This window comes from Auraticoccus monumenti (assembly GCF_900101785.1).
Classification (GTDB): domain Bacteria; phylum Actinomycetota; class Actinomycetes; order Propionibacteriales; family Propionibacteriaceae; genus Auraticoccus; species Auraticoccus monumenti.
The window spans coordinates 1031649-1055442 of record NZ_LT629688.1 but is presented as its reverse complement, the minus strand read 5'-3'; the positions used below and the strand labels follow the sequence as shown (position 1 = coordinate 1055442).

Genomic DNA, 23794 nt, shown 5'->3' with positions numbered 1-23794 from the left:
TGCTGGCGGATGCGGTGCGGGCGACGTCGCGCGCACCGACGGCTCAGCCGGAGGCGGAGAGCGCGGCGGCGACCGCGAACCCGAGCACGGTGGCCAGCCCGGCGTAGTCCTTCGCCTTCTCCCGGGCCTCGGGGACCATCGAGTCCACCAGCATCACCAGCAGCGCTCCGGCGGCGAACCCGTCGATGGCGGCCTGCCAGCCGGGGCTGAGGAGGTCGGCCAGCAGGTAGCCCACCAGGGTGGCCAGGGCGGCGAACACGGCGACCCCGGCCCAGAGCCGGAGGACGGCACCGCGGGAGCGTCCGGCCGCGCGCATGTCGGCGGCCGAGCCGACCCCCTCGGGCAGGTTGGAGACGATGATGGCCACCAGCAGGGCGGCGCTCACCCCCTCCCCCGAGGCCAGCGCGATCCCCAGCACCGCCTGCTCGGGGATGCCGTCGAGCAGGGCCCCGAGGGCCAGCGGCAACCCGGCCGACCCGCCCCCTCCGCGACCGCCGAGCCGCTCCACACCGCGGTCGGCGAGGAAGAAGGCCAGCGCGCCGACGCCGACGCCCAGGGCCACCGGCACCGCGCCGCCCACCCGGAACCCCTCGGCGGCCAGCTCGAAGCAGATGCTGGAGATCAGCGCGCCGGCGCCGAAGGCCAGCACGGCCCCGACCAGGCCGTCGCGCCAGGTGCGGACCACCCCGAGCAGGGCACCGATGAACAGGGACGAGGCGGCCAGCAGCCCCCAACCGATCGCAGCGAGCACGGCGCAGACGTTACGCCCGGCTGCCCGGGCTCGACGCGGGGGACGGTGGTGGTCGCCAGAGCAGCCCGTCGCGACGGGCCAGCGGGACGCCGGCCACCACGGCGTCGGCGCGCTGCCACGGCTGGTCCGCCTCCAGGAACGGCTCCTCGGCCACGGCCCACGCGTGCCAGAAGGCCACCGACGCGTCCCGGTCGCCGTTGACACCGCTGGCCACGTCCCGCTCGATCCCCAGCGCGAAGGCGGCGCCGACGTCGGACTGCACCCAGACGGCGGCGTCGAGGACGTCGGCGAGCACCCGCTGGGAGGCCCCGACCCCCTCGACGAGCAGCACCGAGCGGCCCGCCTCGACGGTGACCGCGCCGGGCCGCCCCCGCTCCACCCAGCCGGGCGGGCGGTGGCGCACCCTCTCCCCGCGGAGAACGGGCTCGACGACGGAGGTCCGGAGGTCCTCGGCCCAGCCGAACATCGACGAGTGCCAGGCGACGTCGTCGGTGGCCACCACCGCCGAACCCGGCACCGCGGCCACCAGCCGGGCGGTCAGGGTCGACTTGCCGGCGCCGCTGCGCCCGTCGACGGCCACCACCGCGGTCCGGTCCGGACGCGGGAGGCCGAGGACCCGGAGCAGCGTGGCGACGTCCACCTCGGCCCAGGTCGTGACCACGGGCTCGCTCGACCCCGCCGGCACCCGCACCGTGCTCAGCCCCGGGCCGGGGCCGGCCCCGCCGCCGTCTGGAACGCCGCGACCCGCTCCAGGGCCCGCCCCACGGGGTCGGCACCGGCGGCCAGGGACAGCCGGACCGTCTGGTGGCCGTGGACGCGGTCGAAGTCGACACCGGGGGTGAGGGCGACGCCCTGCTCCTCCAGCAGCGCGGCGCACCAGCGGCGGGAGTCGCCGTGGCGGCCGAGCACCGGCCCGATCCCGGCGTAGAGGTAGAAGGCACCGTCGGCCGGGGCGACGTCCACCCAGCCCAGACCGGGGACGGCGGCCAGGGCCACCTCGCGGGCGCGGGCGTGGGCGCGCACCGCCTCCTCGGCGGCCGCCACCGACCCCGGCTCGAAGGCGGCCAGGGCGGCGTGCATCGCCGGGACCGGCGGGCAGAGCGCGTAGTTGCCGGCCAGCGCGTCGACCGAGGCCACCAGGTCGTCGGGGAGCACCACCCAGCCCAGCCGCCAGCCCGTCATGCCCCAGTACTTGGAGAAGGAGGAGATCACCACCGCGGACGGGTCGCGGACACGGGCGCAGTCCCCGACCCGGCCGTCGGCGGTGATGCCGTGGTAGATCTCGTCGCTGACCAGCCGGGTGCCGTGGTCGGCGCACCAGCGGGCCAGGGCGGCGAGCTGGTCGGCGTCGACCATGGTGCCGGTGGGGTTGGCCGGGGAGGCGAGCACCAGCCCCTTCAGCGGTCCGTCGGCGGCGGCGGCGTCCAGCAGCTCCGGGGTGGGCTGGAACCGCTGCTCCGGCCCGCAGTCGAGCTCGACCACCTCGCACCCGAGGCTGGAGAGGATGGTGCGGTAGGCGGGGTAGCCGGGACGGGCCAGCGCGACGCGGTCACCGGCGTCGAAGGCGGCCAGGAAGGTCAGCAGGAACGCCCCCGAGGAGCCGGTGGTGAGGGCGATCCGGCCGGGGTCGACGTCCAGGCCGTAGCGGTCCGCGTACAGGCCGGCCAGCCGCTCACGCAGCGCCCGCAGCCCGAACGCCTCGGAGTAGCCCATCGGCACGTCCTCGGTGAGGGCGCGGGCCAGGGCGGCGCGGACGGGCGCCGGCGCCCCCTGCGACGGCTCCCCCACGCACAGGTTGACCACGTCGCGACCGGCGGCCCGCATCCGGGCCACCGTGTCCAGGATGCTCATCACCTGGAACGGCGCCACCGCCCCGCGTCGCGAGACGGACGGGAGGTGGGCTGGCGGGGCGTGCTCCGGCACTCAGACCGTCTCGGGCAGCCCGAAGCGGGGGAACAGGCTGCGGTCGAAGAAGCAGGCGACGTGGTCGACGACCCGCTCCCCGTCCGCGCGGGGGCGGACCGAGAGCACCTGCAGGTGGAACGGGCGGTGGACGCCGTCGGGACCCCGCATGTAGAGCCCGAAGGCCGGCTGGCCGTTGGCCGTCGTGGCGACCATCCGCATGTCACCGGGCGCCTCGGCCGGGCAGCGGGTCGAGATCAGGGTGGCGATCTGCTCCGGCCCGGAGTACCAGCCGACGAAGGGCGGCATCTCCCAGGCGGCGTCCTCGGTGAGAACGGAGACGATCTCGTCGATGTCGTAGCGCTCGAAGGCCCGGGCGTAGCGCTCGACCAGCTGCTGGGAGCGCTCGTCGAGGGTGGACGCCTCTGCGCCGGAGCTCTGCTGCAGGTCGGCCAGCCGGGCCCGGCTGCGCTGCAGGGCGCTGTTCACCGCCGGCACCGTGGTCTGCAGCACCGAGGCCGTCTCGGCGGCGCTGTAGCCCAGCACCTCGCGCAGGACCAGCACCGCGCGCTGCAGCGGGGTCAGGTGCTGCAGGGCGGCGACGAAGGCCAGCCGGATGCTCTCGTGACCGACGACCACCGAGGCCGGGTCGGGGTCGGCCCGCTCGGCCGCCCCCGGCCAGGGCTCGAGCCAGGTGATCTCGGTCCGCTCCACCAGCTCGGCGCGTGCGTCGGTGGCGGGCTGGCCGAGGCCGGTGGGCATCGGGCGGCGCTTGCCCTTCTCCAGCGCGGTCAGGCAGACGCGGGTGGCGATGGTGTACATCCAGGTGCGCAGGCTGCTGCGGCCCTCGAACCGGTCGTGGGCGCGCCAGGCGCGGACGTAGGTCTCCTGAACCAGGTCCTCGGCCTCGTGCACCGAGCCGAGCATCCGGTAGCAGTGGGCGGTCAGCTCGCGGCGCAGCGGGGCGACCAGCTCCATGAAGTCGGCGTCGACGTGCCCGGGGTCCCCCGGCCATGGGTCGACCTGCCCGGCGTCGTCGACCGGGCCCTCGGGGGCGACGTCCTCGGTGGCGTCCTGGCCGGAGACGGCCGTGTTGAGGCTCTGCGGCATGGGCCGACTCTACTGCTCGGCGCCGACAGCGGAAGGGTCTTCGCCGACGGCCGTGAGCACCTCCGGGTCGGCGCAGCCGCGGACGAAGCCGGCCAGACGGCGCTCGATCTCCCGACCCAGCACGAGCGAGCCGACCCGCTCGGCGAGCGGGGCCAGCCAGGCCGGGCGGCAGCCGAAGTTGTAGCGCCAGGTGGCGAGCGTGCGCCCGGGGTCACCGGGCACCTCCGCGAACCGCCAACCGCCGCCGAGCCTCTCGAAGAACCACGGCCCGGACTCCATGGCCATCCCCACCGACGTGGGCGGGCGGTAGGAGACGTAGCGGCTGACCATCCGGAACCCGGCGCGGTGCACGGTCAGCGTCCGGACGTCCTTCGCCGCGGCGGTGGCGCCGTCGAGCAGCACCTGGCGGCGGATGAACCGGTCCCAGCGCAGGCGCGTCGCCCCGGTGGTCTGGGAGACGGCGAAGGCGACCGCCGGTGGGACCGGCACCTCGCGGGAGGACTCGACGACAGGCATCCCGCCACGCTAGTGCCCGACCCGGTCGCCGCGACGTCCTCGACCCTCTGCGTCCCGGGCACCCCGCGCCCCCGCACCCCCGCACCCCCGCACCCCCGCACCCCGCACCCCGCACCCCGCACCCCGCACCCCGCACCCCGCACCCCGCACCCCGCACCCCGCGACGTTGCCCCGTCTACGGGCACTTAGCCCCGTCTATAGGCGGGGGAGAGTGCCCGTAGACGGGGCAACGTGGGTCATGTGGGCGGGCAGCGAGCAGCGCGGGCAGGGCGAGCAGCGCGGGCGGGCGGCGCGCACCGGTGGGCCGGGGAGGCGGCCGGGTCCGCGGGGCGGGTCGATGGCCGCCGGGGCTGGGCGGGTCGGCGGGGCGGGTCAGCGGGCGCGGGCGAGGCGGCGGAGGTCGGTGGCGGGGTCGGCGAGGGCGGCGGGGTCGACCGCGGTGCCCAGGGCCGCCAGCCGGCGGGCCACCTTGACCGCGGCCGGGTCGTCGACGCTGGCGGCGGACACGACCCGGCCGCCGGTGAGCCCGAAGCAGCTGAACGGCGGCTCGCCGACGACGCCGCGGGTCACCAGCTGCTCGGCGGCCGCCGGCGCGCCGAGCACCTCCAGGTGGTGGCCGTGACGGTCCGACCAGAACCAGGACGGCCCGCGCACCGGCAGCGGGAGCCCCAGCAGCCCGGCCGCTGCGGCCTCGGCGTCCAGACGCGCGGAGTCCCAGTGCCCGGCCGAGCGCCCGCCCGCCGAGCGCCCGCTGCAGTCGCCCACCGCGAGCACCCCGGGCACCGAGGACCGTCCGGCCTCGTCGACCAGCACCGCACCGTCCTCGGTCCGGGTCAGCACCTCGACCGCACCGACCGCCTCCGGGGTCCCCGCCTCGACGCCGGCGGGGACGACCCCGACCACGGGCACCTCCGGCAGCAGCCCGGTGGCGACGAGGACCGTGTCGGCCGGGATCACCGCACCGGGGACGTGGACCGAGCCCGACTCGATCCGGTCCACCCCGTCAGCCACCAGGACGACGCCCCGCTCCCGGTGCAGCAGGTGCAGCCACACCGCCAGCTCGTGACCCAGCAGAGCGGTCAACGGGACCTGCGGGTCGACCACGGTGACCTGGCAGCCCAGGGTCAGCGCCGTGGCGGCCACCTCCGAGCCGACCAGCCCGCCGCCCACCACGACCAGCCGGTGCCCCGGTCCCAGCCGGTCGCGGAGGACGTCGGCGTCGACGCGGTCACGGAGGACCAGCGCGTGCTCGGCACCCGGGACGGGAGGACGCCGCGGCCGACCGCCGCTGGCCAGCACCACCCGGTCGGCCGGGACCTCCGCCCCGTCGGCGAGCACGACCAGGGAGCCGTCGGCCTGCCGGACCAGCCCCTCGACGCGCACCCCGGTGCGGAGGTCCACCGACTGCTCGGCCCACCACGTCGGCGGGACGAGGGCCAGCTGGTCGGGGCCGAGGCGCCCGGCGAGGTAGGCCTTGCTGAGCGGAGGACGGTCGTGGGGTTCGGGCCCGGCCTCGAGCACGCTCAGCGCACCGACGAAGCCGCCCGCCCGCAGCGTCTGCACCAGGCTGACCGCCGCCAGCCCGCCACCGACCACCGCCACCCGGCCCCGTACGAGCTGCAGCGGCTCGACCGGACCGGCGCTCATGCCGGGGTGGGCTCGCCGGGGAAGAGGTAGACGTCCTCGCCGCGGACCTCGACCCGGTGGGTGCCCACCGGTCGGGTGGCCGGCAGGCAGAGGGCGGCGCCGGTGCGCAGGCAGAAGCGGGCGGCGTGCAGCGGGCACTCGACCTCGCCGGCCTCGATCCACCCGTCGGACAGCGACGCCTCCTCGTGGGAGCAGGTGTCGTCGAGGGCGTAGAAGGTCCCGTCGTCGTCGCGGAACAGCGCCACGTCGTCGGAGGTCCCCACCGTGGCCGCCTCGACCAGCATCGCGTCTGCCGGGTCGACGTCCGCTACCGCGGCGATCCTGATGCCCTCGCTCATACCTTCTCCGTCCTCGTACGTTTGTCCGGCGGCTGCCGGTGCGCTGCGGCCGGTCGCATCCCGCTCCCGGCCGGGGCCGTGCTCGGCACGCGCCCCGTGGGGCCTTACCCCGTGAGGGGCTCGCGTCCCGCCCCGGCACGTCCCGAAGACGGGGCGCCCACACCGGGGCCCGGGTGCTGCGGTCGGGCCGCCCACCCCTCTCGGTGCGACCGGGCCTGGTCCCGACCCGTCGAATCTAGCGAACGCCCCCGGAGAGGACCGCGACCAGGAAGGAGCTGTCGGCGCCGGCCGGGCGCAGGCCCCAGCTGCTCAGCAGCAGCTCCCGGCGCAGCCCGACCGCCTCGGCGTCGGCCAGGAACTCCTCGAAGGGGTAGCCGCGGCCCGCGCCGAAGCCGATCGCCGCCCGCCCGTCGGGGGCCAGCGCCCGACGCAGCTGGTCGAGCACGGGACGTCGCTGGGTGGGGGCGAGGAAGGTGACCACGTTGCCGGCGCAGACCACGACGTCGAACCCGGCGGGCTCACCGGCTCCGGCGAGCACCGCGTCCAGCTCGGCGAGGTCACCGGCCAGGTAGGTGCCCTCCTCCTCGGCCCGGGCCACCTCGACCAGGGCCGGGTCGAGGTCGACCCCGACCACCCGGTGCCCCTGGCGCGCCAGGTGACCGCCGATGCGGCCGGGCCCGCAGCCGGCGTCGAGGACGCGCGAGCCGCGATCGAGCATCGCGTCCACCATCCTGGCCTCGCCGACCAGGTCCGCGCCCTCGACCCGCATCCGGCGGAAGCGGTCGGCGTAGCGGGCGGAGTGACCGGGGTCGGCGTCCACGAGCTGCTGCCAGCGGTTGACGTCGGCCGCGGCCTCGGGGACGGGCACGTGGCGCTGCTCGGGTCGGCTCACGCGTCGATGCTAGTGAGCCGCACCAGGACGCAGGACGGGCCCGGACGCAGTGCGTCCGGGCCCGTCGGGTGCTGCGGGTCGATCAGAGGTCGGCGGGCCCGACCTTCTCGGCCTCGGCCTCGGCGTCGGAGCCGCGGTCGGCGATCTTGCTCTCCAGGGCGTCCTTGCGGCTGGCGGGCTTCTCGGCCCGGGCCATGGTGCGCGCCTGCGGGTCGGCGGTGCCGGCCCACTCCTCGGACTCGCCGCTGACGTCGCCACGGACGCGGTTGTTCGCGCCCACCTGGGCGACCGGGTCGTTGCCGGTCAGGGCCAGGTCGCCGTTGACGATGTTGTTGTCGACGTAGACACCGCCGGTGTTGCCGGTCACGCTGACGTCGTCGCCCCAGTAGCTGGTGCCCTCGCAGGAGGTGTTCGGGCCGTCGGCGCCGAGCTGCAGGACACCGGCGTTGTCGGCGAAGGAGCTGACCCCGTCGATCGCCACGGCGCAGAAGACCCCGCCGAGCTCGTTGCCCGTCACGGTCACCTTGCCGTCGATGAAGGACTCGTAGACGTCGGTGTAGTAGCTCCCGACGGAGCTGACGTTGCCCTCGACCGCGGAGGCCTCGAGGAGCACCTCACCGGCGTCGGCGATCAGGTTGCCGCCCAGCTCGGCGTCGTTGGTCAGCACGAAGCCGGCCTGGTCCACGGTGGCGGTGGTCCGGGTGGCCACGTTGCCGGCGACCGAGGAGCCGTCGATGTAGGCGCCGAAGGCACCACGCAGGGCCACCTGGCCGCTGACGGTGGAGCCGACGGCCTCGAGGTAGGCGTTCTCGGCGGCGGCCACGTTGCCCTCGACGGTGACGTCGTTCATCACCAGGTCCGCGCCCTTGGCGACACGGACGTTGCCCTGGATCGTGGTGCCGTCCAGGGTGCACACCTGGTTGGCGGGGACGACGAGGTCGCCGGGGACGGTCACGGCGCCGCCCTCACCCACGCAACGGGTGACCAGTGCGGCGCTGGCCGGGCTGGAGAAGATGAGGGCCGAGCTGACGGCGAGGCCGGCGCTGGCGGTGATGGCAAGGATCTTGCGCTTCATGCTTTCCTCCGAGATGTGGGGGGTGGTGCCGCAACGCTGGTGATGACGGCCCGAGCACGGACTGAGCCCCGAGATCCAGGTCGACGACCGAGGGGGCTGGTGCTGCCCCCGCGCCAGTTCAACGTAATGAGGCCGCTCGGGGGCGGTCAATGCCCAGAGCCCTCTTCTCTCCGGACAGCGGGTTAAATCTCCGTGTCGGGCGACCGACGGCTGGGGTGCGCGGCTCCCCCGGAGCGTCCGGCGAAGCCGCTCCGGGGACGGCAGCGGGCTGGCGCGGGCGGCTGCCGGTCAGCGGCGGGCGGCCTCGTAGCGACGCAGGGCCTCCAGCCGCTCCTCGGCGTGGTCGACGACCCGCTCGGGGTAGCCGTGGTCGTAGCCGCCCTCGGCCGTCCACGGCTCCTGCACCTTCTTGCCCGGCAGGTGGCGCAGCTCGGGCACCCAGCGGCGCACGTAGTCCCCCGCCGGGTCGAACTTCTGGCCCTGGGTGACGGGGTTGAAGACCCGGAAGTAGGGGGAGGCGTCGGTGCCCGTCCCGGCCACCCACTGCCAGCCGTGGTTGTTGGAGGCCACGTCCCCGTCGCGGAGGTGGTGCAGGAAGTGCCGGGCCCCGTGCGACCAGTGCAGGTGCAGGTCCTTGACCAGGAAGCTCGCGGTGAGCATCCGGACCCGGTTGTGCACCCAGCCGATGGCCAGCAGCTGGCGCATCCCGGCGTCGACCATCGGGTAGCCCGTGCGCCCGGCCTGCCACGCCTCGAAGTCCGCGCCCGGCTCGTCGTAGACCATGCTGGCCAGGGCGGGCTTGAGGTCCGACCAGGCCGAGGACGGCTGGTTCCAGACCACGTCGGCGTAGAACTCGCGCCAGGACAGCTCGGTGCGGAACCGCTCGACACCGGCCGCCGCCTCCTCCGTGAGCCCGCGCCCGGTCAGCCCGGCCAGCAGCGTCCGCGGGTGGACGGTGCCGTACTTGAGCTGCACCGAGAGCTGGGAGGTGCCGTCGAGGTCGGGTCGGTCGCGGTCGGTGGAGTAGCCGCTGAGCAGGGCGTCGAAGAAGTGGGCGTAGCGCTTCCGGGCGGCGGCCTCGGTGACCACGGGCAGCTCCGGGCGCTCGGCCAGCCGGTCCAGCGGGTCCTCGGGGAGCTCCTCGGAGTCGGCCCGCGCCCAGGCCAGGTCCCGGGGCAGGTCGGCGGGATCCCGCCACCCGTGCTGCTGCCAGGCCCGGTAGAAGGGGCTGAACACCTGGTAGGCGTCCCCGGAGCCGTTGCGCACGCGTCCGGGGGTCACCGCGTAGGGGCTGCCGGTCCGGACCAGCTCCACCTCGCCGAGGGCCTGCTCGACCCGCTCGTCGCGGCGGCGGCCGTAGGGGGTCGTCTCGGCCGAGACGTGGACGCTGTCGGCGCCGACCTCGCGGGCCAGCGCGGGGAGGACCTCCGACGGGCGTCCGGTCCGCAGCACCAGGGCGCCGTCGGTGGCCCCGTGCAGCGCGCCGAGCGCCTCGAAGAGGCAGTGCGTGCGCACCGGTCCGGCGGTGGCCAGCAGGGCCGGGTCGAGGACGAAGACCGGGAGCACCGGGCCGTCGGTGGCCGCCGCCGCGAGGGCCGGGTGGTCGTGCAGCCGCAGGTCGCGCCGGAACCACATCAGTGAGGTCGTCACCCGGCCGAACGTACGTGACCGTCCCGACAGGGCCTTCGCCGACGTGCCCGGAAGTCCCAGAGCGCGGACAGGGACCTCACAGACCGCGCACAGGCACCGGCGGTCAACTAGGGACATGGACGACGAGACCTTCGCACAGAACCCCACCGGCACCTTCCCGGACGGGAGCCCCCGCCCCGGTGACCGCCCCGCGGCGAGCCCCGACCTCCGGCCCTCGGGCCCGGGCTGGCCGGCCGCCGGGACGCCGCAGCCCTCCCCGCGACCGGGGTGGGCTGCCACCCCGGACGCCTCCCTCGGCGAGTCCGCCCCGGCCGGTTCCGGCGCCCCCGGTTTCCACCCCGCCGCCGCCTCCGACGCGCGGGGGTTCGACGCACCCGGCTTCGGCGGGCAGCGGTTCGACCCCGCCGGCTCCGGCGCGCAGGGCTTCAACCCCGCCGCGGTGCACTCCCCCGGGCCGGCTGCCGGCGGCCACCTCGGCACCGGTCCGGGGGTGCCGGGCTTCCCCTACGCCACCGGACCGGCCGGCAGCCCGCACGCCACGAGGACCGTGGGTACCGGTGCGACCAGCGGGGCGTTCGGCGTCCCGGCCGCGACCGCTCCCGCCGCTCCCGGCGCGGGGACGGCCGTCGCCCGGCGTCCGAGGCTGTCCGGGGTCCGGGCCACGGCGGCCGCGGTGGCGATGGCCGCCCTGGTCGGGGCCGGCACCGGCATCGGCGGCTACGCCGTGCTCGACCAGGCCTCCCCGGCCGTGACGTCGCCGATCAGCGTCGACGGCGGGGCCGCCCCGATCAGCGCCCAGCTCGACGGCACCGTGGGTGCGGCCGCCGACGTGATCGCCCCGAGCACGGTGACCATCGAGGTCCGCGGCAGCCAGTCCAGCGGGTTGGGCACCGGCGTCGTCCTCGACACCGAGGGCCACGTGCTGACCAACGAGCACGTGGTGGCCGGCGGCGGGCAGGGTGCCCAGATCCGGGTGACCCTGGACGACGGCCGCACGGCCGCGGCGACGGTGGTGGGGCAGTCCAGCACGACCGACCTCGCCGTGATCCAGCTGGACGGCTCCGACCTCGACCTCGGCTCGCTGACCCCGGCCACCTTCGCCACCTCCGACTCGGTCTCGGTCGGGCAGACCGTGGTCGCCGTCGGCGCCCCGCTCGGCCTCAGCGACACCGTCACCAGCGGCGTGGTCTCCAACACCGCCCGACCGGTCCGCTCCGGCTCCGACGGGAGCGCGGTCTACCAGGCCGTGCAGACCGACGCCGCGATCAACCCCGGCAACTCCGGCGGGCCGCTGGTCGACCTGGACGGCCGCGTGGTCGGCATCAACTCCTCCATCGCCAGCACCGCCGGGTCCAGCGGTGAGCAGGCGGGCAACATCGGCATCGGGTTCGCGATCCCCGCCGACGTGGCCAGCCGGGTGGCCGGGGAGATCGTCGAGACCGGCTCCTCCACCGACGCCTCGCTGGGCGTGGCTCTGGCCGGCACCGACTCCGCCACCGGCAGCACCGGCGCCACCGTGCAGACGGTCCAGCCGGGGAGCGCCGCCGAGGCCGCCGGCCTGCAGCCCGGAGACGTGGTGACCCAGGTCCAGGGCGTGCCCACCGGCTCCGCGGACGCCCTGATCGCCGCCGTCCGCTACTGGGCCCCCGGCACCACCGTCACCCTCACCTACGAGCGCGACGGCGAGACCAGCACCACCGACGCCACCCTCGGCGCCGCCTGAGCCGGGCCCCGGGTCCTGCGTCCGTCCGACGACCGACGGCCCGCCGCGAGCACGCGGCGGGACGTCGGTCGCTGGCGTCGGGAAGGGGTCAGACCTCGGTGGTGACCGGGCTGTCGGAGCTGAGGAAGCCGAGCAGCGCGGCGTTCACCTCGTCGGCGTGGGTCCAGAGCAGCCCGTGCGGGGCACCCTCGATCTCCACGTACTCCGCCTCCGGCAGCAGCTGGCGGAAGCGGCGGGCGGTGACGTCGACGGGGAGGATCTTGTCGGCGGTGCCGTGCAGGATCAGGGCCGGCCTGCCGCTGGCGGCGACCGCCTCGACGTCGGCCCGGAAGTCCTCGAGCCAGGAGGAGACGACCGCGTAGGCCGCCACCGGGGCGCTGGAGATCGCGACGTCCCAGCTGGCGCGGACCACCTCCGGGCTGATCCGGCTGCCGAGGTTCTCCTCCAGGTCGTAGAAGTCGGAGAAGAACTGCCCGAACCAGGCGTAGCGGTCGGCCTTCGCGGCGGCCTCGATCCCGTCGAAGACCTCTTGCGGCACCCCGTCGGGGTTGCCCTCGCGGGCGACCAGGAAGGGCTCCAGCGAGGCCAGGAAGGCGAGCCTCGCCACCCGCTCGGTGCCGTACCGGGAGACGTAGCGCGCCAGCTCACCCGTCCCCATGGAGAACCCGACCAGGACGACGTCGCGCAGGTCGAGGGTCTCCAGCAGGGTGTGGAGGTCCGTGGCGAAGGTGTCGTAGTCGTACCCGCTGCCGACCTTGGAGGACTGGCCGAACCCGCGGCGGTCGTAGGTGATGACGCGGTGGCCCGCGGCGAGCAGCTCACGCGTCTGGCGCTCCCAGCTGTGGCCGTCCAACGGGTAGCCGTGGATGAGGACCACGGGCTGACCCGTGCCCTGGTCCTCGTGGTAGAGCTCCACCGGAGTGCTGTTCTCGGTACCGACCTCGATGCGTCCCACGATCTCGTCCTCTCTGCCCTGACCGGCCCGTCCGGTCGTCGTCGCCACTCGAGCACGTGTTCTGAGAACAGGGTCAAGAGGTCCTCTGGCTCAGCCGGCTGCTGGGGGGTCGGCACCTGCGCCCCCACCGCGGAGCAGGACCGTGACGACGACACACAGGTGCCGAGCAGCGGGATGACCGGCCGGGCGCAGGGCCCGTCGGAGGGCCTGCAGCGCCGTCGGGGCCGTCGCGCGGGCTGAGACGACGCCCGCCCCACCCGAGCGCTCCCCACCCTCAGCGGAGGTGGTCCGAGCCCTGGCGGCGCTCCCGGTGCCAGACCATGGCCACCACGGCCAGGTCCACCGCGGCGAGGACGAGCAGCGCGGGGCCGCCACCGGCGCCGTTGGACCCGTCGACGGCGATGACGCCACCCCCGGCGAGCAGGACGTTGACGCTGGTGATCACCACGTTGTTCGCCACGTGGAACGCGACGGCGGCGTCGAGGCCGCGGGAGATCCGGCCCATCTGCGCGGTGCAGGCGGAGAGGAAGACGTAGTAGCCGAAGAGCCAGGGGTCGTTGCGGCCGTGCACCAGCGCGAACGCGAGGCCGGAGACGACCAGTCCGGCGAGGAAGGCCGGCCGCACCGCGCGGAACCACGACCCGGCCGCCGGGAGGATGGCGCCGCGGAAGATGATCTCCTCACCGGCCGCTTGGAACGGGGTGGAGAGGGCCACGACCACGAGCACCGCCACGGTGGTGCCGCTGATGCCGAACGCCCGCCAGCCCGTGCTCCCCGGGGCGATGCCGGCGACGACGGCCATGCCCACCCCCACGAGCGCGGCCGAGCCCAGCAGGTACACCACCAGGCGACGCGGGTCGGGGGCACGGGGCGAGCTGAGCACCCTGCGCCACGGCACCCCGGCGAACCGCACCACGAGGACCATCGCGAGCAGCGCAGTCAGACCCGTGCTGAGGTTGGCGGCCAGCAGCCTCAGCGGGGTGAGCGTGGGCGCCAGCGGGTCGGTGCCCTCGACCAGGGCCGCCAGCCGTCGGAGTGCGAGCTGCGACAGCAGCAGGGTGAGGGGCAGCGCGACGACCAGCACGACCGACCTCCCCACCGGCATCCGGAAGTGCACGCCGAAGGGGCGGCGGTCGTCGAGTCCGGGCCGGGGTGGTCGCCGTTCGGTCACGGCGGTGCGGTCGATCACGTGCTGCTCGATTCGGTGGTGTGCTGTCGGGAGCGAGCATCCGGCGCCGGGCGGGAGGAGGTCCGTCCCGCCGCGAACCGCTGGTGCAGCGGCGCCGCTGCCCAGCAGACACCGTGTCCTCGGAACACCCTCAAGTCCTGCCGCCACGGCCCAGACCCGCTCGGGTCGACCGGTCGCAGGGACGGGTTGACCCGGGGCGGGGCCATCCAGCCGCTCGGCGACGCCACATCGGCGCCGTCGGCCAGCGGGCTGCCTGTCTCCCGTCCCCGAGAGCTGGACCGCCCGGGCACCAGATCCGCCCCATCGGCACGCCCGGCCTCCCAGCACCACCGCGCCCACACCCGTCAGGCGCCCACCACCCACGACACCCTCAGCACGTCCGAGGGAGGCCCCTGGTCGTACCAGGTCCCGGCGATCGACGTCCTGCCGGGTACTCACGGCGGGACGTCGGTCGCTGACGTCGGAGCGCGGGTGCTGGGAGGATGACGGGGTGAGGCGGCGGTGGGTGACGGGGCTGGTGGTGGCCATGGTGGCGGCTGTCGTCATCGGCGCGGTGCTGCTCGGACGCCCCGCGCCGCGGCTGGAGGCGGTGCCGGGCAACCAGGCCCCGGCTCCCCCCGTCCCCAGCCCCGACGGACCGACGTCGCCGCAGCCCGTGCCGACGCCGCCGGCCAGTGCGTCCCCCTCCGACGACTCGGCCCCGGGCACGGACGAGGTGGACGCGCTCCCGCTCGACTCCGTCGGGTGCGAGGGCTCGGACCGGCTGGTGGTGAGCAGCGGCGAGGTGGAGGCCGCGCTCGGGCACCGCTACCTGGTGCTCGGCGTCACCAACTGCACCGACGAGCCCTTCGACCTGCCCGCCCGACCCGACCTCCGGGTCCGCGACGCCGACGGCTCACCGGTGGGGACCACCTTCCTCCCCGACGAGCACCGCCCGACCACGGCCACCGAGCTCGCACCCGGGCGGAGCGCCTACCTGCAGCTGCACTGGCTGGTCGCCCCGCTCTCCACCCAGCCCACCGCCGGGCACCAGCTGGTCTTCCGGCTGCGCCCCACCCTCACCGCCACCAAGCGCGCCCAGCTGGACGCCGACGGCCTGACCGAGGTGGACGTGCACGACTGGGCGCCGACGGTCAGCGAGGCCGTCGACCAGTAGCACCCCACTCGACGCGAGGAGTCCGTCCCACCGCACTGCGAACGATCGCCACCGGAGCGCGCGGGTGCGGGCAGATCGTCGCTCGTCGACGCCCACCCCGCCGACTCGACCGCACTCGCGGCCGGGGCGGTGGCTGGGCGCGGGCGGCGGCGGGGAGCGGGCGGCGGCGGGGAGCGGTGGCCGGGACCGGGTCTGGTACGAGGGTCAGCGAGGCCGTCGAGCGGTGACCCCGCGGCGGTGACGCAGCGCCGAGGTGACGTCCACGACGGTCAGCAGCAGGCAGAGCAGCACCGCCCGACGCACCGGGGACGAGCCCGGCGTGCGGCGCTGCCGACCGAGCAGTGCCAGCAGGAGCGGGAGGTCCATCGCGTCCTGGGCCACGAAGACCCACGACGAGCCCGGGGTGCGTCGTCGGGCGAAGACGGCCGTGGCCACCAGCTCGCGGACGCCGAGCAGCCGGGCGGTGCGGCGTCCGCCGTGACCGCGCCCGAAACCGAGGGCGTCGGCGGACCACCCCGGGAGCAGCACCAGCAGCAGGCCGAGCACCGCCGTGGGGAGGCCGAGCAGCACCACGCTGCGGGTCGGGAGGCGGTCAGCCGAGCGGCGCACCGACGGTCCGCTCGCCCCGGGCCCAGGCGCCCAGCAGCTCCGCGGAGAAGCCGTCGCCGAGCAGGTCGCTGGCCTGGATGCCGAAGACGACGTCGGCGCCCAGGTGCGGCTCGAGGGCCAGCAGCGGGCGCAGCACGTCACGTCGCAGCACCTGCTCGTGGACGGCGTCGGCCTCCACGTGCTCGGCGTAGAAGTACTCGCTGGCCGGTCCCAGACCGAGCCGGCGGGCGGCCTTGACCAGCCGCGCCGACCCGGGGGAGGAGGTCAGCTCGATCACCGCGAACAGCCCGACCGAGGCCCCGCGCAGGCTCCGTCGCAGCCCGCACAGGGTCTGCAGGTTCACCTCCGCCAGCACCCACCGGCTGGTGTCGCCGAGGTAGGCGCCGTAGCGGTGGTCCAGCCCGAGCTCGGTCATCATCTCGGCGTACAGCCAGGAGTGCATCGCCCCGGCACGACCGGCCCCGTACTCGTCGTGCTCCACGGTGACCAGCCCGGCCTTGGCCGCGCCCTGCAGCCGCGGCACCACCCAGGACTGGGGGTCGGCCTCCTTGCGGTGGTAGTGCGCCCGGTGCGCCACGTACTCGGCGAACTGCCAGGCCTCCCCGTCCGCGGCCAGGTGCCAGGACACCCCGGTGCCCTCGACGGGCTCGACCAGGAGCTCCTGCACCACCGCGTCGACGTCGTCACCACCGGCCACCCCGGCCCGCAGCGCGGCCAGGAAGTGCCCCTCCATCCGGGTCCGGGCCGCCAGCAGCGACGGGTCCCACTCGACGTCCTCCGACACGCCCTCGATCGAGCGGTAGTGCGGCTCGTAGCCCAGCGCGAGGGCGAGCTGGAGGTCGCGGCCGAAGGGGTCGGCGTCGTCGACCGAGGGCCAGGTGGGGCTCTGGCCCCGCAGGGTGGCGAGCACGGCCTCCGACAGCGGGCCGCAGGGGGCGGGCAGCTCGAGGCGGTCCAGCACCTCCACCGCCGGGTGCGTCGTGGTGGTCATCGTGCTCTCCTCCGTCGTCGGTGGCTGGTGTCGCAGGCCGGGTAGATCTTGCTGCGCCGGCAGGTGCACAGGGCCACCACCGGGCGGTCCAGCTCGACCACCGTCCCGTCGGGCAGCTCCACCTCGACCGGGCCCTCGACCAGCACCGGGCCGTCGTCGGTCAGCGTCACCCGGTGGCGCCGGGCACCGTCGGCCCCGCTCGCACGCGCGATCTCGCTCACGCGCGCCTGCCCACCACGACCACCAGCGTCTCCTCCTGCTCCTCGGGGCCCAGCAGGCCCCGGCTGCGCAGCCAGTCTGCCCGGTTGGTCATCACCGGCCCGAACGGGATGAGCCGGCGGCAGACCACCTCGGCCTGGACCCCGCGGGAGGCCAGCCGCTCCAGCGTCTTCTCCTCCCCGATCACCGAGGAGTGCACCAGGGCCACCGTGCCACCGGGGGCGAGGACGCCCGCGACGTCGTCGCAGACCCGGTCCAGCACGGCCCGGCCGCTGGTGGCGCCGTCCCAGGCCCGGGCCAGGCCGCGGGTGGGCAGCTCGTCGGTGGGGGCGGGGACGTAGGGCGGGTTGCACACGACCAGGTCGAAGCGCTGCTGCCCGACCGGGGCGAAGAGGTCACCGCGGCGGACGTCCACCGCGGCGCGGAGGAGCAGGGAGTTGATCCGGGTGCTGGCCACCGCGGGCCGGGCGATGTCGACCGCCGTCACCGCCGACGCCCCGACCCGGGCCGCGGTCAGGGCCAGGAAGCCGCTGCCGGTGCAGACGTCCAGCACCCGGCGACCCGGGGCCAGCCGGCGGACCTGCTCGGCCAGCAGCAGGGAGTCGTGCTGGACCCGGTAGGTGCCGGGCACCCGCACCGGGACGGGCCGGGACCGACGCCCGCCGGTCGTGGTGATCGAGCCGGTACGGGCGTACGCCTCGGTCATGGTCCTCCTACGTCGGGCGCGACCAGGGGGCGTCACGCTGTCCTCCTCCTATCCCGCTGGGACCTGGACGAAACCGCTGTCGTGCGCGGACGTCCCCCCCGGCAGGGGGCGGGACCCGCGCCTCGGCCGGCACCCGTACGGCGACCGTGTTCCGCTGGTAGCCGGGGTCTCACCAGCACGAAGGAGCAGGCACCGGCGCGGTCCGCCGGGGCTAGGGTCTGACGGTCGGCCCGGGCTCCCCGCCGGCCCTGCTCCCGTACGACCCGGAAGGCCCGCCGTGACGCAGCACCCGCGCTCCCTGGAGTGGATCAACCGCCTGATCTCCCTGGACACCACCAGCCGCAACTCCAACCTCGAGCTGATCGAGCTGGTCGCCGAGGAGCTGTCCCGGTTCGGGATCGAGGCGACGGTGCTGCCCACCGAGGAGGGCGACAAGGCCAACCTGCTGGCCACCATCCCGGCTGCGGACGGCACCCGGACCGGCGGCGTGGTGCTCAGCGCGCACACCGACGTGGTCCCCGTGGACGACCAGGACTGGCACAGCGACCCCTTCGTGCCGGAGGTGCGCGACGGACGCCTCTACGGCCGCGGCAGCGCGGACATGAAGTCCTACCTCGGCGTGATCCTGTCCCGGCTGCCCGAGCTCACCTCGGCCCGGCTGGCCGAGCCGGTGCACCTGGCGCTGACCCACGACGAGGAGGTCGGCTGCGTCGGCGGGGCCCGGCTCGTGCAGGACGTCCAGCGCCTGGGTCTGGAGCCGCACACCTGCATCGTCGGGGAGCCGACCAGCATGCGGATCATCCGCGGGCACAAGTCGATCAACCTGATCGAGGTCACCTTCACCGGGATCGCCGCCCACTCCTCGCTGACCCCGCACGGGGTCAACGCCATCGAGCACGCCGCCCGGCTGATCCGCTACGCCCGCGAGCAGGCCGACCGCTGGCGCACCGAGGGCCCGCACGACGACGCCTACCCGGTGGCCTGGACGACCGGCAGCGTGAACCTGGTCCGCGGCGGGATCGCCGGCAACACCGTCCCCGAGACCTGCACCCTGCAGCTGGAGTTCCGCGGGCTCACCACGCTCGACGTCGACGCCGTGATCGAGGGCATCGAGGCCGAGGCCGCCCGGATCGAGGCCGACATGCGCGCCGAGGCCGAGGGGTCCCAGCGCGCCGGGCAGGTCGGCGTCCGGGTCGAGCTGCTGGCCAAGGTGCCCGGTCTGGACACCGAGCCCTCCTCCCGCGCGGTCGAGCTGGCCACCCGGCTGGGGGCCGAGCCCTCGGACGGCAAGGTCACCTACGGCACCGAGGCCGGGCAGTTCGCCGGCACCGGGATCGCCACCGTGGTGTGCGGGCCGGGCGACATCGCCCAGGCCCACGCCGCGGACGAGTACGTGGAGCTGGCCCAGATCGAGGCCTGCGAGAACTTCGTCGACCGTCTGGTCGCCGAGCTGAGCACGGAGGAGGACCGATGAGCACCTCGACCCTGGTCGGGCAGACCGAGGAGGAGCGCCGGCGGGCGAGGCGCGCCGTCGTCGCCGCCGGCACCGGCAACGCGCTGGAGTGGTTCGACATCATCGTCTACGCCTCCTTCGCCTCGGTCATCACCCGCGTCTTCTTCCCGACGCAGGAGGGGGCGACCGGGCTGATCCTCACCTTCGGGGTGTTCGCGGTCAGCTACCTGGCCCGACCGGTCGGCGCGATCTTCCTCGGCCGCTACGCCGACCGCGCCGGCCGCAAGGCGGCGCTGACGCTGACCATCGCGATCATGACCGTCGGGGTCGGGCTGATGGCGCTCGCGCCGACCCACGCCATGATCGGGGCCTGGGCGGCGGGGCTGCTGATCCTGGCCCGGCTGCTGCAGGGCTTCTCCGCCGGTGGCGAGTTCGGCAGCGCGACCGCGTTCCTGACCGAGAACACCACCCGTGGCAAGGCCTTCCTCGGCAGCTGGCAGGTGGCCACCCAGGGTGTCGCGCTGCTGCTGGCCGGCTCGTTCGGGCTGGCGCTGTTCAGCTCCCTGAGCCCGGAGGCGCTGACCTCCTGGGGCTGGCGGGTGCCGTTCTTCTTCGGTCTGCTGATCGGCCCGGTCGGCATCTGGATCCGCCGCTCGATGGACGACACCCCGGAGTTCCTGGCCACCGAGCCGCTGAGCCTGGGGGTCTTCGTCCGCACCTTCGTGCAGAACGCCGGCCGGGTGCTCACCGCGGCCGTCTGCGTCGGCATGGCCACCATCTCGATCTACCTGCTGTCCTACCTGCCGACGTTCTCGATCACCAACCTGGGGCTGCCGACGTACTCAGGCTTCCTGGGCAACATCGTGGCCGGGGTGACGCTGTTCGTGCTGTCGCCGTTCGTGGGCCGGCTGGCCGACCGGGTGGGTTGCACCACGGTGATGCTGGTGACCGCGGTGGTGGGGATCGTGGCCATCTACCCGCTGTTCCTGCTGATCACCACCTCCCCCGGGCTGGGGACGCTGACCCTGGCCCAGTTCCTGCTCGGGGTGCTGACCGCCGGCTACTTCGCGCCGCTGCCGGCCCTGCTGTCGGCGATGTTCCCGACCGAGATCCGCGGCACCGGGCTGGCGCTGTCCTACAACATCGGCGTGACCGCCTTCGGCGGGTTCGCGGCGGCCATCTTCGTGGCGCTGATCGCCGCCACCGAGGTGATCGAGTCCCCGGCCTTCTACTACATGGGCGTCTGCCTGCTCTCGCTGGTGGGCCTCGTGGTGGCGCGGAAGGTGTTCGGCCAGCGCTGAGCCTCCCGGGGGCCGTCCGGGTCGACCCGGACGGCCCCGGTAGCGTCGCGGGCATGAGCGACATGACGTACCGCCCGCTGGGCGACTCCGGCCTGATGGTCAGCGCGGTGGGGATCGGCTGCAACGCCTTCAGCCGCCGGGTCGACCTGGACGGGGTCCGCGACATCGTGGCCGCCGCCCGCGACACCGGTGTCACCCTCCTCGACACCGCCGACGTCTACGGCGACCCGCCCGGGGGCAGCGAGGAGCTGATCGGCGAGGTCCTGCAGGGGCAGCGGGACGCCTTCGTGCTGGCCACCAAGTTCGGTGCCGACATGCGCGGGTCGAACGGCGAGGACCAGGGCGTCCGGGCCTCCCGCCGCTACGTCCGACGCGCCGTCGAGGCCAGCCTGCGACGGCTCCGCACCGACCACATCGACCTCTACCAGCTGCACGTGCCCGACGACGTGACGCCGATCGAGGAGACGCTGTCGGTGCTGGACGACCTGGTCCACGAGGGCAAGATCGGCTACCTCGGCTGCTCGAACTTCGCCGGCTGGCAGATCGCCGACGCCGACTGGACCTCGCGGACGTCCGACCTCGCCCGCTTCGTCTCGGTGCAGAACCGCTACTCGCTGCTGGACCGCAGCATCGAGGCCGAGGTGGCGCCGGCCGCCGAGCGCTTCGGGCTGGGGATCCTGCCGTACTTCCCGCTGGAGTACGGGCTGCTGTCGGGGAAGTACCGCCGTGGGCAGGCCGCCCCGGAGGGCTCCCGTGCGGCGCTGGACTCCTCGCGGTCGCAGTGGCTGGCGGAGGCGGACTGGGACCGCATCGAGGCCGTCGAGGCCTACGCCCGCGAGCGCGACCTGAGCATCCTCGACGTGGCCGTCGCCGGCCTGGCCGCCCAGCCGTGCGTCTCGTCGGTGATCTCCGGGGCCACCTCCGGGGACCAGGTCCGGGCCAACGCCGCCGCTCTGCGCTGGCAGCCCACCGCCGAGGACCTGGACGCCCTGGACGCCATCACCGTCTGAGCCCGCCCCTCGCTGGCGCGTCGCACCACCGGTCGCCCAGCCCGACGCCGTGCTCCTGGGGCCGACGCCGTCGGGCTGGGTGACCGGTTGTGCGACACCCCGGTGCTGGCTGCTGCCGTGCCCCGGCAGAACCGGTCCCTCAGCGGACGACGGTGGACATGTCGCCGGAGGCGTCTGCTGAGCGACCGGTTGTGCACACCCCACACCCTTCGGCCCAAGGCGGCCAACGCCCTCCTGCCCCTGGGGGACGGCGCCTGCGAGCAGAACCGGTCGCTCAGCCCGACGCCCGCCGGCTGAGGCGGTGGCCATCGGGCTGGAGGACCGGTTGTGCTGACTCCCCGCCGACCCAGCCGCCGTGGCCGCACCCGCGCCGTGCAGAAACGGTCTCCCAGCAGACGATGATGGACATATCGCTGGAGACGTCTGCTGGGTGACCGGTTGTGCACGCCACCGGCCCGGGGACGCGGCAGCCACCGGTCGGGTCAGAAGCGGTAGCGGAGCAGGCGACCCATGGTGCGGAACGCGGGGACGGCCAGGGCGGTGCGGAGCCGCAGTCGCATCCGGGGTGACATGCGGGCACGGATCCCCGGACCGAGCACGTCGCCCAGCTGCAGGTCCTCGAGCAGGGTCAGCCCCAGAGGCTCCAGGGTCAGCGGGTCGTCGACCCCCCAGCGCAGCCGGGCCCCGCTGCGCCGCACCACCGGGTTCAGCCGGGCGAGGCGGACCCCGAGGGCGGAGTAGGCGTCGAAGACCATCACGCCCCCGGGCCCGGCACCGACGCCGAGACGGTCCACCAGCCTGGCCAGCAGCGCTCCCCCGGCCTCCGGGCGCAGGTACATGGTGAGGCCCTCGGCCACCACCAGCGTGGGACGTCCGGTGGGCAGACCGGCCAGCCAGCCGGTGGTGGTGACGTCGGCGACCAGGGCGTGCTGACCGGCGTGGTGGGCGGGGAGCAGCCGTTCCCGCAGCTCCATCACCCCCGCCTGGTCGACGTCGTACCAGTCGACCGACGGGCCGGGACGCAGGCGCTCCCACCGGGTGTCCAGCCCGCAGGCCAGGTGCAGCACGAGCGCATCGGGGTGGGCGTGCAGGAAGCTGCGGCACCAGCGGTCGAGCAGCTGGGCCCGGACGGCGATCGACAGGGCGAGGTCGTCGTCGACACCCACCCAGGCCAGGTCCTCCGGCGCGACCCGGTCGACCACCTCGGAGGCGGCCTCGTCCCCCAGCCAGGGGTGGGCTGACCGGGCGTCCCGGGCCCGGCCCACCAGCGTGCCCAGCATGGTGGCCTGCTCGGCCGTCAACCGGGTGCGAACCCTCTCGTCCACCACTCGAACGTACGCCGCCGCCCCGCCCCGGGGAAGGGAGCCGGTGCCGTGCCCGCGGGGGCCCCGTGGGTCACCGGCTGCCATGACCACCTGCGGTCGGAGGTGGTCCCCCACCGGCTGGCCCGCCCTCCGTGGGCGGCCCGTCGGTGGCGCTGACCGGGCCTCCGGTGACGGCACCAGCGGCGGCCGCTCGTCGTGGGCGGGCGCCGACACCATGAGGCGTGCCACCGGGCAGACCGCCGCGCGGGCCCCGGAGGACCCCGACCGAGCCGGTCCGGGTTCCGCCGAGCACCCGGTCTCGACGACGCTCGGCCCCTCCACGTCCGCGCTCACCGTCGTCGCATCGAGCAGCTCCTCCAGCGTCGGCGGTCGGGCGCCGGCCCGGGCCACGGTGAGGGCGGCGCTCGTGGTGGCGGCCCGGGCCAGGGCGCGCACGTCCGCACCGGTCAACGTCCTGCTCCGGACCGCCGCCGTGAGGCCCCGGGAGAGCAGCGCGAAGAGCAGACCCGACATGAAGGCGTCACCCGCCCCGATGGTGTCGACGACCGTGGTGGCGGCCGAGCCCACCTCGACCCACTCGCTGTCGGTGGCGACGAGGCAGCCGCGCGGTCCCAGGGTCATCGCCGCCACCCCGACGCCGCGGGACAGGTGGTGTCGCAGCACCTCCTCCGGGCTGCGGCCGGGGTAGAGCCACGCGGCGTCCTCCTCGCTCAGCTTCAGCACGTCGACGAGGGGGAGCAGGCGCTCGACGGTGGCGAGGACGTCGTCGCGGTCGGGGGTCACCCCGGGACGGGTGTTCGGGTCGAACGTCACCAAGGCCGAGGGGGGTGCCTGTCTCAGCGCGGCGTGGACGGCGTCGGCCCCGGGGCGCAGCACCGAGGCGATGGAGCCGGTGTGCACGACGAGGCTGGTGGCTGGCACGACGACGACGTCTGGCTCCCACTCGACGTCGAAGTCGTACTCCGCGGCCCGGTCGCCCCGGATGCTCGCGACCGACGTGGAGGTGCGCTGCTGCTCCCCGACCGAGGCCGGGTCCAGATCGACCCCGGCCGCGCTCAGGTGCGCCCGCACCAGAGCACCGTCCGCGTCGTCGCCGAGGCTCGTGCGCAGACGCGTGGGCACCCCGAGACGCGCCAACCCGCAGGCGACGTTGAGCGGGCTGCCACCGGGGTGGGCCCGTCTGCGGCCACCGGCGTCCACGACGTCGACGAGGGCCTCACCGACGACGAACGCGGTGGGGGCGGCGGGGGCCATGGGCTGCTCCTCCAGCTGGGCG

General features: G+C 75.1%; 22 protein-coding genes. 5 read left to right on the top strand and 17 right to left on the bottom strand.

Going from position 1 to position 23794, the window contains the following annotated elements:
• Positions 1-43: 43 nt before the first annotated feature.
• The 10 genes from BLT52_RS04885 to BLT52_RS04840 form a co-directional block, all read right to left on the bottom strand.
• Positions 44-751 carry a ZIP family metal transporter gene (locus tag BLT52_RS04885; protein WP_090591182.1) on the bottom strand — a complete coding sequence of 236 codons (708 nt, stop codon included), beginning with the start codon at positions 749-751 and terminating at the stop codon, positions 44-46.
• 10 nt (positions 752-761) lie between these two features.
• Positions 762-1412, bottom strand: coding sequence for a uridine kinase family protein (locus BLT52_RS04880; RefSeq protein ID WP_197679191.1), 651 nt, complete (start codon positions 1410-1412; stop codon positions 762-764).
• Positions 1413-1447: 35 nt separating this feature from the next.
• Complete coding sequence (locus BLT52_RS04875; protein ID WP_090596304.1) at positions 1448-2602, bottom strand: pyridoxal phosphate-dependent aminotransferase; 1155 nt, start codon at positions 2600-2602, stop codon at positions 1448-1450.
• 72 nt (positions 2603-2674) lie between these two features.
• The gene (locus BLT52_RS04870) at positions 2675-3763 is read right to left on the bottom strand and encodes a sigma-70 family RNA polymerase sigma factor (protein WP_197679190.1); all 1089 of its coding nucleotides are present in this window, start codon (positions 3761-3763) and stop codon (positions 2675-2677) included.
• A 9-nt stretch (positions 3764-3772) separates the two neighbouring features.
• Positions 3773-4279 carry an SRPBCC family protein gene (locus BLT52_RS04865; RefSeq protein ID WP_090591180.1) on the bottom strand — a complete coding sequence of 169 codons (507 nt, stop codon included), beginning with the start codon at positions 4277-4279 and terminating at the stop codon, positions 3773-3775.
• A gap of 372 nt (positions 4280-4651) precedes the next feature.
• Positions 4652-5926 carry an NAD(P)/FAD-dependent oxidoreductase gene (locus tag BLT52_RS04860; RefSeq protein ID WP_090591177.1) on the bottom strand — a complete coding sequence of 425 codons (1275 nt, stop codon included), beginning with the start codon at positions 5924-5926 and terminating at the stop codon, positions 4652-4654.
• Entirely contained in the window at positions 5923-6264 is a 342-nt protein-coding gene (locus BLT52_RS04855; RefSeq protein WP_090591176.1) for a bifunctional 3-phenylpropionate/cinnamic acid dioxygenase ferredoxin subunit, read from the bottom strand. The genes BLT52_RS04860 and BLT52_RS04855 overlap by 4 nt, the downstream gene beginning before the upstream one ends.
• Positions 6265-6499: 235 nt before the next feature.
• A complete protein-coding gene (locus tag BLT52_RS04850) occupies positions 6500-7156 on the bottom strand; it encodes a class I SAM-dependent methyltransferase (protein WP_231946501.1) in 657 nt (218 codons plus the stop codon).
• 82 nt (positions 7157-7238) lie between these two features.
• A complete protein-coding gene (locus tag BLT52_RS04845) occupies positions 7239-8231 on the bottom strand; it encodes a hypothetical protein (protein ID WP_090591174.1) in 993 nt (330 codons plus the stop codon).
• Positions 8232-8519: 288 nt separating this feature from the next.
• A complete protein-coding gene (locus tag BLT52_RS04840; RefSeq protein WP_090591172.1) occupies positions 8520-9881 on the bottom strand; it encodes a cryptochrome/photolyase family protein in 1362 nt (453 codons plus the stop codon).
• Positions 9882-9996: 115 nt separating this feature from the next.
• Here BLT52_RS04840 and BLT52_RS04835 point away from each other — a divergent pair, with 115 nt between their 5' ends.
• The gene (locus BLT52_RS04835; protein ID WP_090591170.1) at positions 9997-11604 is read left to right on the top strand and encodes a S1C family serine protease; all 1608 of its coding nucleotides are present in this window, start codon (positions 9997-9999) and stop codon (positions 11602-11604) included.
• Between the two features lie 88 nt (positions 11605-11692).
• Here the strand turns inward: BLT52_RS04835 and BLT52_RS04830 are convergent, their stop codons facing one another.
• Together BLT52_RS04830 and BLT52_RS04825 are read right to left on the bottom strand one after the other, a co-directional pair.
• Entirely contained in the window at positions 11693-12559 is an 867-nt protein-coding gene (locus tag BLT52_RS04830) for an alpha/beta fold hydrolase (RefSeq protein WP_090596299.1), read from the bottom strand.
• Between the two features lie 274 nt (positions 12560-12833).
• On the bottom strand, positions 12834-13748 hold the full coding sequence (locus tag BLT52_RS04825; RefSeq protein WP_197679189.1) for a CPBP family intramembrane glutamic endopeptidase: 915 nt from the start codon (positions 13746-13748) through the stop codon (positions 12834-12836).
• Between the two features lie 490 nt (positions 13749-14238).
• Here BLT52_RS04825 and BLT52_RS04820 point away from each other — a divergent pair, with 490 nt between their 5' ends.
• A complete protein-coding gene (locus BLT52_RS04820) occupies positions 14239-14904 on the top strand; it encodes a DUF4232 domain-containing protein (RefSeq protein WP_157676980.1) in 666 nt (221 codons plus the stop codon).
• A gap of 204 nt (positions 14905-15108) precedes the next feature.
• On the opposite strand, the gene BLT52_RS04815 is transcribed toward BLT52_RS04820, so the two are convergent.
• Genes BLT52_RS04815 through BLT52_RS04800 form a run of 4 tightly spaced genes read right to left on the bottom strand, consistent with a single transcriptional unit; the run spans position 15109 to position 17429 of the window.
• Complete coding sequence (locus BLT52_RS04815) at positions 15109-15513, bottom strand: hypothetical protein (RefSeq protein WP_090591166.1); 405 nt, start codon at positions 15511-15513, stop codon at positions 15109-15111.
• A complete protein-coding gene (locus tag BLT52_RS04810; protein ID WP_090591164.1) occupies positions 15497-16504 on the bottom strand; it encodes an iron-containing redox enzyme family protein in 1008 nt (335 codons plus the stop codon). Before BLT52_RS04810 ends, BLT52_RS04815 begins: the two co-directional genes overlap by 17 nt.
• Complete coding sequence (locus BLT52_RS04805) at positions 16501-16725, bottom strand: CDGSH iron-sulfur domain-containing protein (RefSeq protein ID WP_231946500.1); 225 nt, start codon at positions 16723-16725, stop codon at positions 16501-16503. Before BLT52_RS04805 ends, BLT52_RS04810 begins: the two co-directional genes overlap by 4 nt.
• Positions 16722-17429, bottom strand: coding sequence for a HemK2/MTQ2 family protein methyltransferase (locus BLT52_RS04800; protein ID WP_157676979.1), 708 nt, complete (start codon positions 17427-17429; stop codon positions 16722-16724). Before BLT52_RS04800 ends, BLT52_RS04805 begins: the two co-directional genes overlap by 4 nt.
• Before the next feature lie 277 nt (positions 17430-17706).
• Between BLT52_RS04800 and argE the strand changes: the two genes are divergently transcribed.
• From argE to BLT52_RS04785, 3 genes are read left to right on the top strand one after another with little or no spacing between them, the layout of a single operon-like run.
• Positions 17707-18903: an acetylornithine deacetylase gene (argE, locus tag BLT52_RS04795; protein ID WP_231946499.1), complete on the top strand. Its 1197-nt coding sequence runs from the start codon at positions 17707-17709 to the stop codon at positions 18901-18903.
• Positions 18900-20183 (top strand): MFS transporter, encoded by a 1284-nt coding sequence (locus BLT52_RS04790; RefSeq protein ID WP_090591163.1) that lies wholly within the window; start codon positions 18900-18902, stop codon positions 20181-20183. The genes argE and BLT52_RS04790 overlap by 4 nt, the downstream gene beginning before the upstream one ends.
• 53 nt (positions 20184-20236) lie before the next feature.
• A complete protein-coding gene (locus BLT52_RS04785) occupies positions 20237-21193 on the top strand; it encodes an aldo/keto reductase (RefSeq protein ID WP_197679188.1) in 957 nt (318 codons plus the stop codon).
• Between the two features lie 482 nt (positions 21194-21675).
• On the opposite strand, the gene BLT52_RS04780 is transcribed toward BLT52_RS04785, so the two are convergent.
• Positions 21676-23772, bottom strand: a complete 2097-nt coding sequence (locus tag BLT52_RS04780) for a PfkB family carbohydrate kinase (protein ID WP_090591160.1) — start codon at positions 23770-23772, stop codon at positions 21676-21678.
• Positions 23773-23794: the final 22 nt, after the last annotated feature.